Below are 15,501 nucleotides of genomic sequence, written 5' to 3'. Positions count from 1 at the left end.
GCCTGACCTCGCCTCAGGGCAGCAGGGTGGGCATGGCGGCCCAGCCGCGCACCGCGGCGGTCTCCGACGGGACGGTGTTGGGCCAGTCGACCTCCCATTCCGGGAAGCGTTTGAGGATCTCCTCCAAGGCGATTCGGCCTTCCAGGCGCGCCAGTGCATTGCCCATGCAGAAGTGGGTGCCCGCGCCGAACGTCATGTGTGAGCGTGGTTCACGGAAGATGTCGAAGACATCGCCGTCGGGCGCGAAACGGCGATGGTCGCGGTTGGCGGCGCCGACGAGCATGAGCATCGCCGACCCCTCCGGCACCGTCTGCCCGTAGTACTCGACGTCGCGGGTGACATAGCGGGCGATCTGCAGCGCCGGTGGCTCCCAACGCAGGATCTCCTCGATCGCCTGCGGGATCAGGGCGGGGTTCTCCACCAGAGCGCGGCGTTGATCCGGGTGATCGGCCAGTGTCTTTCCGGCCCAGCCGATCAGCCGTGTGGTGGTCTCCGAACCCGCGGTGGCGATGACGGTCAGATACAACAGCAATTCGTCGCGGCGCAGTGTGCGCCGCGTGCCGGTTTCGTCTTCGAACTCGGCGTTCAGCAGATCGGTCATGATGTCGTCGGAGGGATGTTCGGCCCGCCAGTCGATGAACTCGGAGAACACCTCGCCTGTCGCCATTCCCTCCAGGCGCCCGCCCTGCAGGGGCTCGCCGCCGTGGTCGGTGATCTGACGCTGCCGGTCCTCGGGGATGCCCAGCAGCATGCCGATGACCCGCATCGGCATCTGTTCACCGAGATCGTTGACGAAATCGAAACGGCCCGAACCGATGACTGGGTCGAGGCAGCGCGCGGTGAACTCGCGGATCTGCGGTTCGAGCGCGAGAACCTTGCGCGGGGTGAACATCCGGGACAGCAGGTTGCGGTGGATGTTGTGGATCGGGGGGTCCTCGAAAATCAACGTGCCCGGCGGGATCTCCATGCCGGACTTGATGATCTCGAGCACCGCGCCGCGGCCCGAGATGAATGTCTCATGATCGATGACCGCCGCATTGACATCGTCGTAGCGGCTCAGCGCATAGAAGTCGTGTTGTTCGTTGTAGTACAGCGGCGCCTCCTCCCTGATCCGCGCGAACACCGCGTAGGGGTCCATGTTCAGTTCGACGCTGTACGGGTCGTAGTACAGGTCGGGTGCGGCAGTCGGCTGTGCCATCGTGGCTCCATCAGAGAGGCGAAGAGTGCGGGGCTGGTTCTACTGAGCACTTGCTTAGCAGGTGTGTCGAGTCGCGGTCAAGGCATCGGCGCGGTTTACGCTATTGGCGCAGAGTGTAAAGATGGTCGGGGTACCGACCGAGGGGGAACGCCATGACCGCAGAACACATCGTGCGCGCCGAGATTGCCGCATGGGCCCGAAACGACGTCGAGGAAGTCATCAGTCACTTCGCCGACGACGCCACCTTCGACATCGGCCCGGACTGGCCCGCGCTGTCCGGGCGCGCGGCGATTCACGACATGATGAAGGTCTTCTTCGCCGGAGGGCGGTGCGTCGACCTGGAGATTTGCCACCTCGCCGTCGACGGCGACGTGGTGCTGATGGAGCGGCGCGACCACTGGGTCGTGGACGGTAAGCCTCTGAGCTGGCCCGTGATGGGTGCCTACGAGGTGAAAGGCGACAAGATCACCGCCTGGCGGGAGTACTTCTACCCGCCCAAACCGTCCTGACCGCAGCGTCATCCGACGTCGATGATCACCTTTCCGATCGCGCGTCCGTCGGCCACGTGACGCAGCGCTGCGGCGGTGTCCGCCAGTGGGTAGGTGGCGCCGATGTGTGGTGCCACCGCGCCGGTCGCGAGTAGCCTGCGCAGTTCTGACTCGTTGCGGGTGAACTCACCGGCCGGGATGTCCTGGAACTGAAAACCCAGCACCTGGATACCCTTGACCAGAACCAGATTCAAGGGAATGCGGGGGATGGATCCCGACGCAAAGCCGACCGTGACGAAGCGCCCGCCGCGTCTCAGCGATCGCAGGGCGGGCTCGGAAAGGTCACCGCCGACCGGATCGATCACCGCCGCGGCGCCGCCAGGCAGTGACTCCCGCAGTGCCTGACGCAGGTCCGCGCCGCGGTGGTCGATTCCGTGCACAGCGCCGTATTCTGCTGCTGCACAGAGCTTCTCGGCAGATGAGGCAATCGCGATGACGCGGGCGCCGAGTGCGGTGGCCAGCGCCACCGCGGCCAGCCCGACACCGCCACCGGCACCGAGAACCACGATATCGTCGCCGGGCGCGACCCGCGCCGTCGAGCGCAGTGCGTGATACGCGGTGCGGAACGCCACTCCGGAGGCCGCGGCGGTGCGGTAATCGATGCCCTCGGGGATCGGCGCCATGGCGCCGCCACCGATGCATACCTGTTCGGCGAAGGCGCCGACCATGCCGGTCCCGGTGACCCGGTCGCCGACCGCGAAATTGTGTTCATCGCACGAGGTTTCGGTGATGACGCCGGCGAACTCACTGCCCGGTATGAACGGTGGCGGCACCTTGACCTGGTACTTTCCCGCGACCAGCAGCACATCGGGGAAGTTCACCGCCGCCGCGGCGACCCGCACCCGCACCTGGCCGTCGGCGAGGTCGGGGGCGGAAGCCTCCTCGACCCGCACCACCTCCGGCGGCCCGTATGCCGGGCAGACCACAGCCCTCACCGGTAGTCGCTGGACTCGGCGAGTTCGGCGGCCGAGCGCATCAGATCGGTGACGACCGGGCCGAATGCCAGCAGTTTCTCGTCATCGCCTGCCCGCTGAAAACCCTGCTCCAGCACGATGGCCAGTTTCCACTTGGCCAGCACCAGGTAGTAGTCCAGATCATCGACCTGACGCCCGGACACCTCGGCGTACCGCGCCACCACCTGGTCGCGGGTCGGTGCGCCGCGCATGTCGACATAACCCATCGCGGCGTGATCGTGCTCGTCGGCCGGCCAGCTCTGCATCATCCAGCCGAGGTCGAGCTTCGGATCACCGACCGTGCCCATCTCCCAGTCGACGATCGCGGCCAGCTGAGCGGGTGCGCCGTGCCGGTACATGACGTTGGCGAACTGGTAATCACCGTGCATCAGGCCGGGGATGAAGTCCAGCGGCTTACGTTCCTGCAGCCACGCCGTGGCGACCTCGAGCCCCGGCAGATCGCGCTGTTTGATGCGCTCCAGGAAGCCGATCCAACGTGCGACCTGCCGTTCGTGGAAACCATCGGGCCGGCCCAGGTCCTGCAGGCCCCTGGTCTTCCAGTCCACCTTGGAGAGCAGTGCAATACCCTCGGCGAGTTGGTAACTCAGTTCCGGCCGGGTACCGAGATCGCTGTCGAACGGCTCGGGCCACCGGGCATGCTGGTCCATCGGCGACCAGCCGTCGACGAAGCCCATCAGATAGAACGGCCGGCCCAGCACGCTCGCGTCGGCGCAGACGCCGACGGCCTTGGTGTGTGGCACGTCGGTGCCGTCGAGCGCCTCGATGATGCGCCATTCCCGCAGGATGCCCTTGTCACGGTCCGCGGGCGCGCCGGGCGGTGGCATCCGGATGACGCAGCGCTCCTCGCCGCGGGTCAGTTCGTAGATGACGTTCTGCGTGCCACCCGAGAGGAACCGGGCCTCCAGCGGGGCGCCTTTGCCGGGCAGCCCGGCGTCATCCATCCAATTGGCAAGGCGGGCAACGTCGATGGCCGGTGCGTTCACAGGTTGCCCACCTCGGCCTCCAGGTGCTCGGCGAACCGGGCCCGCGCGGCGTCCCGTTTGCCGGGAATCCATTCGGTGGGCCACAGTCCGTCGGTGCCGGTGTAGTCGCGCAGCACCTGCTTGGCCACGGTGGTCTTGTGTACCTCGGTGGGACCGTCGGCAAGGCCCATCACCGCGGCCCCGGTCACCATCCCGAGGAACGGCATCTCGTTGGTGACGCCGAGCGCACCGTGTATCTGCATGGCCCGCCAGGCGATGTCGTGCAGCACGGTGGGCATGACCACCTTCACCGCGGCGATGTCCTTGCGGACCTTCTTGTAATCGTTGTACTTGTCGATCTCCCATGCGGTGAACAGCACCATCAGCCGGAATTGTTTGAGCTGGGCATAGGAGTCGGCAATGTAACCCTGTACGGCCTGTTTGTCGGCGAGCAGACTGCCCGCGGTGTGCCGGGACAGTACCCGCTCGCACATCATGTCCAGTGCCTTCTGGGCCAGCCCGATGGTGCGCATGGCGTGGTGGATGCGGCCGCCGCCCAACCGGGTCTGGGCGATGACGAAGGCCTGACCCTCACCGCCGAGCAGTGCGGAATCCGGCACCCGGACGTTGTCGTAGTGGATCAGCGCGTGTGAGCCTTCGCCATCGGCCTCTCCGTAGAGACCCGAGTTGCGCACGATGGTCACCCCGGGCGTGTCCGTGGGTACCAGGAACATCGACATACCCTGGTAGGGACTGACATCCGGGTTCGTCACGACCATGACGATGAGGAACGACGCTGTCGAGGCGTTCGAGGAGAAGAACTTGTAGCCGTTGATCACCCAGTCATCGCCGTCGCGGACCGCGGCGGTCTTGAACTGGGTGGGATCCGCGCCGCCCTGCGGTTCGGTCATCGAATAGCAGGAGAACACCTCGCCCTTCAGGAGCGGCCGCAGGTAGCTGTCTTTCTGGTCGGGTGTGCCGTAGTGGGCGATGATCTCGGCGTTGCCGGTGTCGGGGGCCTGGCAGCCGAACACGATCGGTGCCCATTGGGATCGGCCCAGGATCTCGTTGAGCAGCGCCAGTTTCAGCTGTCCGTAGCCCTGGCCGCCGAGGTCTGGACCGAGATGGGTGGCCCACAAGCCTTTTCGGCGGACCTGCTCCTTGAGCGGATCCACCACGGCGCGGCGGGCGTCATCCAGGGGAGTGAACTGCAGGTGTGGCCAGATGAGGTCCAGCGGTTCGACCTCATCACGGACAAAGGCGTCCGCCCAGTCGAGGAGTTCCTGGAACTCCGGGTCGGTTTCGAAATCCCATGCCATCACGGTCTCCTTTGACTGGTGGTGCCTGCGATCAGGGTGGCGATATCGTTGCCGACGACGTCGGCGAAGGAACGCCCGCCGAATGAGCCTGCGGCCCAATGCCGGGCGCCCTCACTGACCAGCATCATGGCCAGGTAGGCCAGGTGACCGGTATCGGTGCCGGCGGGCAGCTTCCCGTCGGCGAGTGCGCGGTCGAACAGTGCGGTGAACATGCCGCCGTCCAGATCCGGCGTCTCGGCGGTGTCCAGGATCCGGTGCTCGTGGCGGTAGCCCTCCAGGATCGTCTCGATGACCAGTTCGGCGGGATTGCGGGCCATCGAACGCTCGAGGTCGGTCAGCGCCGCCGCGATGACGGACTGCACGTCGTACTCGCCTCCGAGCAGGGTGGCGATGGTGCGTTGCGCCGACCGGGTGGACATCACGCCGACCTCGAAGAGCACGTCCTCCTTGCGGGGGAAGTAGAAGTAGAACAACGCCTTGGAGACTCCGGCGGCGGCGCAGATCTGGGCCACAGTGGTGCCGGCGTAGCCGTTGGTGCGCCACAGCGCCATCGCGGCCTGGACCAGCATGCGCTTGGTTTCGCGTGAGTTGGAGCGCTGAAATGTGGCCCTGCGCTGACCACGGTCAGCTTCCGCGCTGCGCGAAGGGTTGGGCACCGTCTGACCGTACCCCGCACGTCCGAAGCTGACCAGAGTCAAACTAAGCGAAGTGGCAGACTGGTCGGATGGCGCTACGGGTGGCGGGGCTGGCCTTCGGATTGCTGGCACTGGTCGCCGGTGGGTTGCAGCTGTGGGCATTCGGTGTGACCGGCGGCGCCCGCCATCTCATCCTCGGCGTGTTCGCGAGCTCCGTCGGCGTCTGCGTGATCGTGGCGGTGTGGCGCCGCCGGCGGCACTGACTAGAGCGGCAGCGGGCCCGCCCGTCGTGTCAGGTGATCGATTTGGCGGTGCATCGCGATGAGCGCGAAGAACGGCAGGATCATGAAGGGCACGTTCTCGGCGATGAATTTGAACCAGAGCCCGAAGGCGCCCTGGCCGATATCGCCGAATCCGGCCCGCACTTCGGCGAGGAAGTACACGCCGGTGCTGCTGATCAGCATGGCGCATCCGGTGAAGGCCAGCCACAGGCTCCTGATCCGCGCCTCGACCGGTAGATCGGTGCGCATCAGCCGAATCCACACGATGAAGAGCATGGTGCCGGTGATGACGCCGACGAGTTCCAGGCCGAAGATCCAGGCGTTGCCGCTGGTGTAACGGGTGTCGGCGAGCCCGTACTGCCACCACAGCCACTTCCAGCCCGGATCGGTGGTCGGTGTCCACCAGTTCAGCGGATGGCCGATGAGGAAGATGGTCTCGTAGCCGAGTTGGCTGCCCGCCGTGTAGGGCAGGTAGATCATCGTCAGCTCGGAGGCCCGTTCCAGGCGCGATCGTTGCTCACCGCGTCCGGTCCAGAAGTAGACCAGCGGCAGCACGATCACCGGCAGCCCGAATGCCAGATTGGCGATGACGTCGACGGTGAAGGTGGGCGGCAGGAGCCCGGTGCCGACGCCCACCACCGCGACGCTGAATGCCATGCCGGTGATGGCGGTGAGTGCGACATAGGCCCGACGGCGGTGTGGCGCCCACGGACGCGCCAGGTTCGGCTCGCTGTCCGCCGCGGCCTGCAGTTCGACGTCCGATGTCATCTCGAGATCCTGTCCTTGCCGAATCGTGCGCCTCAGCGGAGGATAGGCCTCTGGCGCGCACGTGTTGAGCGAACGCTCAACATTTGGAGAATCTCGTTTTCTCTCGCCACGAGTTAAGCGGGTCGATGAGGCGTTTGCCCTCGTTGACGACGAAGCGGCGCTGTGGAAATGTAATACTCATAGATGAGAGCCACATTCTCGTAGTGGGCACTGCCTGCCAGGAACGGAGTAACGCATATGGCGATCGATCCCGCCGGCATCGACTGGTTCAAGGACCCGCGGCTGGTTGACGATCCCTACCCGTACTTCAACGCGTTGCGTAACCAATGCCCGGTCCAACCCGAAGACATCTACGGCGTGACCATGGTGACCGGTTGGGAAGAGGCGGTTTCGGTCTACAACGACGCGGACACCTTCTCGTCGTGCACCTCGGTGACCGGACCGTTCCCGGGCTTTCCGGTGCCGCTGGAGGGCCGCGACGACGTCGCCGAGCTGATCGAGAAGCACCGCGACGAGCTGCCGTTCAGCGATCAGCTGCCGACGCTGGATCCGCCCGTGCACACCAACCATCGCTCGCTGATGATGCGGCTGATCACTCCCAAGCGCCTCAAGGAGAACGAGGACGCGATGTGGCAGTTGGCCGACGGGGTGCTCGATGACTTCCTGGCGCCCGGCAAGGGTGAGTTCATCAAGGGATTCGCCAGCCCGTTCACGCTGCTGGTGATCGCAGACCTGCTGGGCATCCCGCCCGAGGACCGCAACGCCTTCGTCGACGGCATCTCGCAGAACTCCGGCGGGGGCGTCGGCAGCACCGGTGACGAGTCGCTGTCGCACAGCCCGCTGGAGTTCCTCTACGCCCAGTTCGAGGCGTACATCGAGGATCGACGGGTCAACCCGCGCGAGGACATCATGACCGGGATGGCGACCGCGCTGTTCCCCGACGGCACCACGCCGACCCCCGGCGACGTCGCACGTGTTGCCACCAACGTCTTCTCGGCGGGTCAGGAGACCACGGTCCGCCTGCTGGGCACTGCGCTCAAGGTGCTCGGTGACCGGCCGGACATCCAGAAGCAGGTACGCGAGGACCGCAGTCTGCTACCCAACTTCATCGAGGAAGCGCTGCGCCACGAAAGCCCGGTCAAGGGTGACTTCCGGCTGTCACGCACCCCGGTTACGGTGGGGGAGAAGGAACTTCCGTCGGGCACCACCGTCATGGTGGTCAACGCCGGGGCCAACCGCGATCCGCGCCGCTTCGAGGATCCCGACGAATTCGACCCGGCGCGCAAGAATGCCCGCCAGCACCTGGCTTTCGGTCGCGGCATCCACAGCTGCCCGGGTGCTCCGCTGGCCCGCGCGGAGACCCGGGTGGGCCTGGAGCGGCTGCTCGATCGCACCACCGACATCCGCATCTCCGAGGAGAAGCACGGTCCGGCGGACAATAGGGACTACCACTACATCCCGACGTTCATCCTGCGCGGACTCACCCACCTGCACCTGGAGTTCGACGCCATATGAGGGTCGGCGTCGACGAGGACCGCTGCGCCGGCCACGGGATGTGCCTGACGCTGTGCCCCGAGGTGTTCGACCTCTCCGATGACGGATGGGCGGTCGCTGCTCCCGGCGAGGTGCCGGCCGAACACGAAGCGGCTGTGCAGGAGGCCATCCAGTGTTGCCCCGAGAACGCGATCCACGAGATCTGAATCAATCCGCCTCACCGACAAGGAGATTCAAACTGTGCCCAAGGGTTATGTGATCATCACCGAGGACATCAAGGACCCGGCCGGAATGGCCGAGTACGGCAAGCTGGCCAGCCAGACGATGAGCACCGCGAAGGTGCTCGCCTTCAGCCCCGTGGTCGAGTCGCTGGAGGGACAGTGGCACGGAACTCAGACCGTGCTGCTGGAGTTCGAGTCGGTCGAGGCGGCCAAGGAGTGGTACTACTCCGACGCCTACCAGGAGGCCGCGAAGCTGCGCCAGGCCGCGGCCGAGTGCAACGGAGTGATCATCTCGGGCTTCTGAGTTCCCGCGAGCAGTCCCCCGCAAGCGGGAGGTGCCCCCAACATATGGCCCCAAAAGTGCTTACTTTTGGGGCCCTATGTGTCTGCTCGTCGAGTTATCCCCAGGCTGAACGGTCCGTCGCTGTGCAGTAGGTGCATTCTGAGCAACCATCCACCGTATGTCGTGGCGGGACGCTTTCTCGGATAGTGAAGTCGCAACTAGTCAACAACTGCTTGCGCTGATCTCGCGCAAGCAATTACGCACACTGGTTCTGCGGGGCCAACTCATCCGTGTCCAACACGGCATCTATGCGGCGGCGGCACCCGATCATCTGTCCCGGTTGGCGGCGATGGACCTGCGAACCGGCGAGCGCACAGTCGCGTGCATGAACACTGCCGCTGCTCTGTACGGGTTCGATACCGACCCGGACGACCTGCTGCACATCCTCGACCCAGGTGTCCGGATCCGGCCGACCGCCGAGGTGATGGTGCACCAGCGAGTGGGCGCACCGCTTCGGGTGGTGGGCCACCGTCTTGCCACCGCACCGGCCTGGACCGCGGTCGAGATGGCCCGAACACTGCGACGGCCGCGTGCACTGGCGATGTTGGACGCTGCACTGGGGAGCGGGTGGTGCGCGGTCGCGGACTTGGCGTCTGCCGTTGCCGAGCAGAAGGGCAGGCGCGGCATCGTCACGGTGCGCAAACTATTGCAGCATGCCGATGGGCGCGCGGAGTCACCGATGGAGAGCGAAGCCCGTCTCGTGTTCATCGACGGCGGCTTGCCCATGCCCGAGCTGCAATTCGAGATCATCGACAGGCAGGGCAAGCTGTGGCGCGTCGACTTCGCTTGGCCTGCTTTCGGTGTGGTGGCCGAATACGAGAGCATGCAGTGGCACGCCACGGCGGAAGCTCTCAAACATGACCGGATGAAGGTCGCCCGCCTGCAGGAGGTCGGGTTGACAACGGTCCCGTTGGTGGTGGATGACGTGCGGAAACGTCCTCAGGAACTGGTCGCCAGGATGGAAACCCTCTTCGAGCGCGCGGCCCTTGCCCGACGAGCAGTCCCCCGCAAGCGGGAGGTGCCCCCAACATATGGCCCCAAAAGTGCCTAGTTTCGGGCCATTTGTGTCTGCTCGCGCGAGGAAATTACTCGACGATGGCGATCGCCTGACGGGGGCACTGTCGCACGGATTCACGCACCTGCGCCTCGTTGTCTGGGGTGACGTCCTCGGTGAGCACGTGCAGGTAGTCATCGTCGTCGAGGTCGAACACCTCGGGGATGATGCCCATACAGACGCCGTTGCTCTCGCAGAGCCCGAAATCCACTTCGATTTTGCTCATGACGGCAGCCTTCGCACCGGCACGTGTGAGTATCCGGCCACGTTCTGCATGTGAACCCGCTGCAGCCCATCCCATTTCACCTCGTAGCGGGGCATGAAATCGAGCAGCTTCTCCAGCGCGATCACGCTCTCCATCCGCGCCAGCGCCGCACCCAGACAACTGTGGATCCCGTAACCGAGGCCCAGGTTCTGCGCCTCGGTACGGTCGCGTTCGATATCGAACTTGTCGGCATCGGTGAACGCATCGGTGTCACGATTGGCCGCGGCGCTGAGCAGGAAGACCGCCTTGCCCGCCGGGATCACGCCGCTGGGCACGTGCGCCTCCTTGAGCGTGTAGCGCACGTTGTACTGCACCGGTCCCTCGTAGCGCAGCAGCTCCTCGACGGCGGCGGGTACCAGGTCTCTGTTGTCGAGCAGCTTCTGCCATTGCTCGGGATTGCGCGCGAAGAGCACCATCGCGGTACCGATCAGCTTGGTGACCGTTTCCGCCCCGGCCCCACCGAGCAGGGTCGCGAAACCGGTGATCTCGATATCGTCGAGTTTGTCCAAGCGGCCGTCCTCGCGCGGGATCTCAGCGGCGATGAGACGGCTGATCATGTCGTCGGTCGGGTTCTCCCGGCGCTTCTGCACCAGCGAGTAGTAGTAGATCGCGGTGTCCATGTTGGCCTGCATGCCGGCCTCGGAGGTACCGACCTGCCCGGGTTCGCGGGACAGGCTGGTGTCGATCCAGTGCCGCACCATCTGGCGATAGTCGGGTTCGACACCGGCCATCCGGGTGATCACCTCGACCGGGAAGGGCCCGGAGAAGTCCTGCACGACGTCGAAGTCATCGGAGGTGATCAGACCGAGGTAGTGGTCGATCTGTTCGACGATGGTGTCGCGCTGGGCCTGCACGGCCCGCGGGGTGAAGGCCTTGTTGAGCAGGCTGCGCATGTGTCGGTGATCGGGCGGGTCCATGAAGATGATCGACTTCTGCGGGGGCTCGTCGGCCTGCACCATCGCCAGATCGCAGCCACGCGATGAGGAGAACGCCTCGTGGTCCTTGAGTGCGGCGGAGACGTCCTCGTGCCGGGTCAGGGCGTAGAAATCCCGGTCGGAGCAGTAGTAGAGCGGTGCTTCGGTACGCATCCGCCGGTAGATCTCGAACGGGTTGTTGAAGTACTCGTCCGAGAATGGGTCGAACACGAGTTCCGCGGTGGTCATGCTGAGGTCCTCCTCCAGGGTGGCGCTGTCACCCGAAGCGTTACGGAAGGCTGTGAAACTGTAACGCTAACAGTAGTCCCGTCGACAGGATTGTGAAACAGGCAATTTGGCGCCGAACTCAGCGTCCCAATCCGGCGTCGACGACGGCGTTCAGCGCGCCGAGGTCGGTGCCGAGCTCGGCCACCGTCCGCCGGATCACCGCGACGTCCTTGCCGATGAATTCACCGACGGCGGCGACGAATGCGGCGGTCGAGCCGGCCCGCGCCACGTTGTCCAGCGCCCGGCTGGCTCCGCTGCCATGCGGCAGCGCCTCCAGCAAGGCGGATTCGTCGACCCCGAGGCTGCCGGCCAGCTGAGCCGCTTCGGCCAACAGACCGATCTGCGCGGCGAACAGCGTGTTGTTGATCAACTTGACCTTCTGGCCGGCGCCGAGCGCGCCGACGTGCAGGACCGGGCTGCCGTAGGCGGTCAGCACCGGCTGCGCCCGCCGCACCGCATCGTCGGGGCCGCCGACGAACAGCGTGACCTCACCGGCGGCGATATCGTGCGGGCCGCCGCTGACCGGTGCGTCCACCACGTCGAGATGTGGTGCCAGCTCCCGCAGGTGTTCGACTGTGCGCGGGCTGCCGGTGGTGTGCACGATCAGGACGGCCCCGGCCGGCACCGCCGCCAGCAGCGCGGTGTCGAGGACCGCGCGCACCTGCTCGTCGGTGAACAGGCAGATGACCACCGCCTCGGCGCCGTCGGCCACCTGGGCGGCATCGGCGACCGGGGTTGCGCCCAGTTCCGCGATGGCCCGACGTTTTTCCTCGGTGCGACCGAGCGCGCGCACCTGGTGCCCGGCCTCGGCGAGACGGCGCACCATCGGTGCGCCCATCCGGCCCGCGCCGATGACGCCGACGCGCATCAATCGAGTCGCTTCACGCTGGTGCTCATCAGCGCGGGTGGTCCATCAGCGCCAGCGCGGCGTCGGCGGCGTCGAACACCGCGCCTTCGGGTGCCGATGCCTTGTCGGCGAGCGTCGCGGCGTGCCGGCAATCCTTTTGCAACAGCGCACCGGCGATCGGGGCGAGGTTGTCCAGGCTGCCGCCGAACGCGGCGATACTGCTCAAGGCCTTGCTGGTGGCCGAACCGCGGGTGATGACCTCGCACAGGCGTTCTCGCGGCACCCCGAGGGATTCGCCGAGTGCCAGTGCGCTCATCGCGGCACCGAGGTTCGCGGTGAACAGCAGGTTGTTCAGGATCTTGGCGACCTGTCCGCTGCCCAGCGGGCCCAGATGCACGATGGGATCGGCGTAGGTGGCGAACACCGGACGCACCTTCTCCACATCGGCTTCGTCGCCGCCGATCATGACCAGCAGGGTGCCTGCCTCGACGGCGGGGCCACCACCACTGACCGGGGCATCGATCACCGAAACGCCCTTGCCGGCAGCCATGTCCGCGATCTCGGCACAGGTGTCGGGGTGCACGGTGCTGTGGATGGCGATGATGCCGCCGGGGGCCAGTCCGGCCAGCACACCGTGCTCGCCGGCAATCACCTCGCGAACGTCGTCGTCGCCGACGACGCACAGACACACCAGATCACTTGCGGCGCCCAGCTCGGCGGGCGTACCCGCCGTCTTCGCCGCGGTGTCCGCATAGGGCTCCAGCGATGCTGCGCGACGGGCCCACAGCGTCAGTTCGAAGCCGCCCTCGACAATGCGGCGGGCCATCGGCCCACCCTGACTGCCCAGTCCGATGAATCCAACGCGCATCAACCAGCCTCCGCTTGCTCGGCGCCACCGTTTCCGGCGGCGATACAGTCTTCGACAAATGACAACACCCGAAGGTGGTAGGTCTGCGCCGACAACCCGACGCTGAGATTGTGCCCGCTATCCGGCATTTCGTGGACCGAAATCCTTGGCGCAGTGACGAACAGGCCAGCGATATCGGCCAGTGCCGCGGCCGAGGTGTCCCAGACGCGTTCGTGCTCGGCCGCGCTGTACTGGACGGGGACCCGCACCGCGGCGGCCAGTTCCGGGAAGTCGCGGCGCGACCAGTTGGCGGTCACCGGACCCTCGTAGGCGACACCCGGCGCGGACAGCGCTCCGGTCAGCACCTCGCCCGGGTACAGTTCCGCGGGCTCCCACAACAGTTCCCGCAGTCCCGCCGGCCGGCGGGTCAACGTCGCCTGGCTGAGGATCTCCTTGGCTTCGGGACTGTAGCGCAGACCGGTTCCGGCGAGCTCGACGCCGATCACGCCGGCGTCGGCGACCGTCATCCGCAGTGCCAGTTCGCATCCCAGTGAGTGCGCGAAGACGAAGATGCCCGCCCCGCGCGGGCGGCCGGCCAGGATCTTGTCCACCGCGCCGGAGGCGAGCGCGACCCGGGCGGCCGGGTCGGTCATGGTGTCCTGGTACAGCGCCGACGCACCGTAACCAGGACGATCCAGGGCGATCGCGGTGTAGCCGTGTGCCGCCGCGGTCCGCAGCAACGAGAGGTCGGGGCGACCGGGGCAGTCGAAGTACGCCGACGTTGTCGCGCCGCCGTGGATCGCGACGATCACCGCGCGGGGCTCGGGGACTTCGGCGACCAGGGCGGACATCGGCACGGACCCGACCATCACCACCCGGGGCTTACTCATCGGTCCGTAGCAGCAGCACACCACTGGGGGTCAGGCCGCCACTGCTGGCCACCGCGACCTTGGCATCGGCGACCTGCCGTTCGCCGGCATGCCCGCGCAGCTGGGTGACGGCCTCGTGGATGAGCCCCATCCCGTGTGTGCGGCCGTGGGAGAGCTGACCGCCGTGCGTGTTCAGTGGGATGACGCCGTCACGGGCGATGGCGTGGCCACCGTCCAGGAAATCCTTGGCCTCTCCGATACCGCAGAAGCCGAGCGCCTCCAGCCAGGAAAGGCAGTTGAAGGTGAAGCCGTCATAGAGCTCGGCGACGTCGACGTCGCTGGGCCGCAAAGACGTTCGTGACCACAGGTGCGCGGACTGGCCGAGTACCTGCGGCTCGTGGGTCAGCGTGGTCTGATCCCAGTCGAGGCGTTCGATGATCTGGGTGCCGACGGCCTCGACCCGGATGGGTTTCTGCGGCAGGTCGCGTGCGACGTCGACGGCCGAGACGATGACGGCGACCGCACCGTCGCACGGCACATCGCAGTCATACAGCCCGAACGGCGTGGTGATCATCCGCGCGGACAGATAGTCGTCCATGGTCATCGGGTCGCGATAGATGGCCGTCGGGTTGAGCGCGGCGTTGGCACGCTGGTTCAACGCGATCCAGCCCAGCGTCTCGCGGGTGGTGCCATACCGGTGGAAGTGCCGGGAGGCGTTCTGCGCCAGCGTGTGCGCCGCCGAGATGCCGCCGAAGGGCTGTTGCCAGCCGTTGGCGCGGGCGCCGCCCGGCGGGGACATCTTGCCTTCCTTCATCAGCTGCTGGAAGGTGGCCTCCCACAGCGTCCGGAAGCACAGCACGTGGCGGGCCATCCCGGTGGCGACGGCCATCATCGCGGCGATGACCGATCCGCCGGGGCCGAACGTGTCCATGCCGCCGTTGATCCAGGTCGGCCGAAGACCGAGCGCACCCTTCGAGCGCGCTGACACCGCCTTCGCCCATGCCGGCGATGTCCAGCCCCGGATAGGTGGACAGGCCGTCGATATCGTCGAAGGTCAGACCGGCGTCGGCGACGGCTGCCTCGCACGCCTCGATGGTCAGCGACAGCGGAGCCGCCATCAGGCGCCGACCCAGCCGTGATGCGCCGATGCCGGTGATGGCCGCTTTGTCCTCGAACTTCTCGCCCCCCAGCATCGGCCGCACATGTTTGGCGAAATCCGTTGGCGGAATCAGGTCTTCGGGCATGGCGGTCGGGGCGTCCGGATCGGCGGCCGGGGTGAACACCGGCAGCCAGACATCGTCGACGTGCTGGAAGGCCACCTCGACGGGCTGGCCGATCTTCAGGGCGTCGGCGTCGCAGTCCACGATGTTGGTGGTCAACCGCACCCGCGGGTCCTCCAGTATCGCGACCTCGGCGATGACGTACGGCGGCGGCAGGTCGGGAAACCCGAAGCGGTGGTTGATGCTGAAGCCGGACAGCGTGGCTTTCCCCGATACCGCCCGCACACCCAGATCGTGGCTGCGGCAGTAGCGGCAGATCGGTGCCGGCGGGTGGATCAGCGCCCTGCAGGCCTGGCACTCCTGGATGCGTAACCGTCCGTCAGCGCCCGAAGTCCAGAAGAACTCGTTCTGCACCGTGAGTTGGGGCAGTGGCCGGCCTGCAATGGCGGACAAA

Annotated in this window: 17 protein-coding genes and 1 pseudogene; 6 read left to right on the top strand and 12 right to left on the bottom strand. The window is 66.4% G+C overall.

The features are described 5' to 3' along the window. Positions 1-13 precede the first annotated feature (13 nt). Positions 14-1,198, bottom strand: a complete 1,185-nt coding sequence (locus C6A86_RS19910; protein WP_105366442.1) for a cytochrome P450 — start codon at positions 1,196-1,198, stop codon at positions 14-16. Between the two features lie 152 nt (positions 1,199-1,350). Between C6A86_RS19910 and C6A86_RS19905 the strand changes: the two genes are divergently transcribed. Further along, entirely contained in the window at positions 1,351-1,707 is a 357-nt protein-coding gene (locus tag C6A86_RS19905; RefSeq protein ID WP_105366443.1) for a limonene-1,2-epoxide hydrolase family protein, read from the top strand. A gap of 8 nt (positions 1,708-1,715) precedes the next feature. On the opposite strand, the gene C6A86_RS19900 is transcribed toward C6A86_RS19905, so the two are convergent. From C6A86_RS19900 to C6A86_RS19885, 4 genes are read right to left on the bottom strand one after another with little or no spacing between them, the layout of a single operon-like run. Next, positions 1,716-2,681 carry an NADPH:quinone oxidoreductase family protein gene (locus C6A86_RS19900; RefSeq protein WP_105366444.1) on the bottom strand — a complete coding sequence of 322 codons (966 nt, stop codon included), beginning with the start codon at positions 2,679-2,681 and terminating at the stop codon, positions 1,716-1,718. Continuing rightward, positions 2,678-3,661 (bottom strand): phosphotransferase family protein, encoded by a 984-nt coding sequence (locus tag C6A86_RS19895; protein WP_233213278.1) that lies wholly within the window; start codon positions 3,659-3,661, stop codon positions 2,678-2,680. The genes C6A86_RS19900 and C6A86_RS19895 overlap by 4 nt, the downstream gene beginning before the upstream one ends. 38 nt (positions 3,662-3,699) lie before the next feature. Further along, complete coding sequence (locus C6A86_RS19890; protein WP_105366446.1) at positions 3,700-5,001, bottom strand: acyl-CoA dehydrogenase family protein; 1,302 nt, start codon at positions 4,999-5,001, stop codon at positions 3,700-3,702. Further along, complete coding sequence (locus C6A86_RS19885; RefSeq protein ID WP_233213273.1) at positions 5,001-5,657, bottom strand: TetR/AcrR family transcriptional regulator; 657 nt, start codon at positions 5,655-5,657, stop codon at positions 5,001-5,003. The genes C6A86_RS19890 and C6A86_RS19885 overlap by 1 nt, the downstream gene beginning before the upstream one ends. Positions 5,658-5,725: 68 nt before the next feature. Between C6A86_RS19885 and C6A86_RS19880 the strand changes: the two genes are divergently transcribed. Next, positions 5,726-5,899 carry a hypothetical protein gene (locus C6A86_RS19880; protein WP_199196451.1) on the top strand — a complete coding sequence of 58 codons (174 nt, stop codon included), beginning with the start codon at positions 5,726-5,728 and terminating at the stop codon, positions 5,897-5,899. On the opposite strand, the gene C6A86_RS19875 is transcribed toward C6A86_RS19880, so the two are convergent. Next, complete coding sequence (locus tag C6A86_RS19875; RefSeq protein WP_105366448.1) at positions 5,900-6,685, bottom strand: emopamil-binding protein; 786 nt, start codon at positions 6,683-6,685, stop codon at positions 5,900-5,902. A 237-nt stretch (positions 6,686-6,922) separates the two neighbouring features. On the opposite strand from C6A86_RS19875, the gene C6A86_RS19870 reads away from it, so the two are divergent. From C6A86_RS19870 to C6A86_RS19855, 4 genes are all read left to right on the top strand, one after another. Then, positions 6,923-8,200 (top strand): cytochrome P450, encoded by a 1,278-nt coding sequence (locus C6A86_RS19870; protein ID WP_105366449.1) that lies wholly within the window; start codon positions 6,923-6,925, stop codon positions 8,198-8,200. Continuing rightward, positions 8,197-8,385, top strand: a complete 189-nt coding sequence (locus C6A86_RS19865) for a ferredoxin (RefSeq protein WP_105366450.1) — start codon at positions 8,197-8,199, stop codon at positions 8,383-8,385. The genes C6A86_RS19870 and C6A86_RS19865 overlap by 4 nt, the downstream gene beginning before the upstream one ends. Positions 8,386-8,419: 34 nt before the next feature. Further along, complete coding sequence (locus C6A86_RS19860) at positions 8,420-8,704, top strand: DUF1330 domain-containing protein (RefSeq protein WP_105366451.1); 285 nt, start codon at positions 8,420-8,422, stop codon at positions 8,702-8,704. Positions 8,705-8,861: 157 nt separating this feature from the next. Further along, a complete protein-coding gene (locus C6A86_RS19855) occupies positions 8,862-9,794 on the top strand; it encodes a type IV toxin-antitoxin system AbiEi family antitoxin domain-containing protein (RefSeq protein WP_105366452.1) in 933 nt (310 codons plus the stop codon). 34 nt (positions 9,795-9,828) lie between these two features. Here C6A86_RS19855 and C6A86_RS19850 read toward each other — a convergent pair whose 3' ends face one another. From C6A86_RS19850 to C6A86_RS19825, 6 genes and pseudogenes are all read right to left on the bottom strand, one after another. After that, positions 9,829-10,023: a ferredoxin gene (locus C6A86_RS19850; protein WP_105366453.1), complete on the bottom strand. Its 195-nt coding sequence runs from the start codon at positions 10,021-10,023 to the stop codon at positions 9,829-9,831. Next, positions 10,020-11,225 carry a cytochrome P450 gene (locus C6A86_RS19845; protein WP_105366454.1) on the bottom strand — a complete coding sequence of 402 codons (1,206 nt, stop codon included), beginning with the start codon at positions 11,223-11,225 and terminating at the stop codon, positions 10,020-10,022. The genes C6A86_RS19850 and C6A86_RS19845 overlap by 4 nt, the downstream gene beginning before the upstream one ends. A gap of 118 nt (positions 11,226-11,343) precedes the next feature. Further along, the gene (locus C6A86_RS19840; RefSeq protein WP_105366455.1) at positions 11,344-12,132 is read right to left on the bottom strand and encodes an NAD(P)-dependent oxidoreductase; all 789 of its coding nucleotides are present in this window, start codon (positions 12,130-12,132) and stop codon (positions 11,344-11,346) included. 28 nt (positions 12,133-12,160) lie between these two features. Then, positions 12,161-12,979 (bottom strand): NAD(P)-dependent oxidoreductase, encoded by an 819-nt coding sequence (locus C6A86_RS19835; RefSeq protein ID WP_105366456.1) that lies wholly within the window; start codon positions 12,977-12,979, stop codon positions 12,161-12,163. Then, on the bottom strand, positions 12,979-13,848 hold the full coding sequence (locus C6A86_RS19830; RefSeq protein WP_105366457.1) for an alpha/beta hydrolase: 870 nt from the start codon (positions 13,846-13,848) through the stop codon (positions 12,979-12,981). The genes C6A86_RS19835 and C6A86_RS19830 overlap by 1 nt, the downstream gene beginning before the upstream one ends. Then, positions 13,841-15,500: pseudogene (locus C6A86_RS19825) on the bottom strand (thiolase C-terminal domain-containing protein). Before C6A86_RS19825 ends, C6A86_RS19830 begins: the two are co-directional and overlap by 8 nt. Between the last annotated feature and the right edge of the window lies 1 nt (position 15,501).

The organism is Mycobacterium sp. ITM-2016-00316 (assembly GCF_002968335.2).
Classification (GTDB): Bacteria; Actinomycetota; Actinomycetes; order Mycobacteriales; family Mycobacteriaceae; genus Mycobacterium.
The sequence above is the reverse complement of the archived record's forward strand: the minus strand, read 5'-3'. Positions and strand labels throughout refer to the sequence as shown.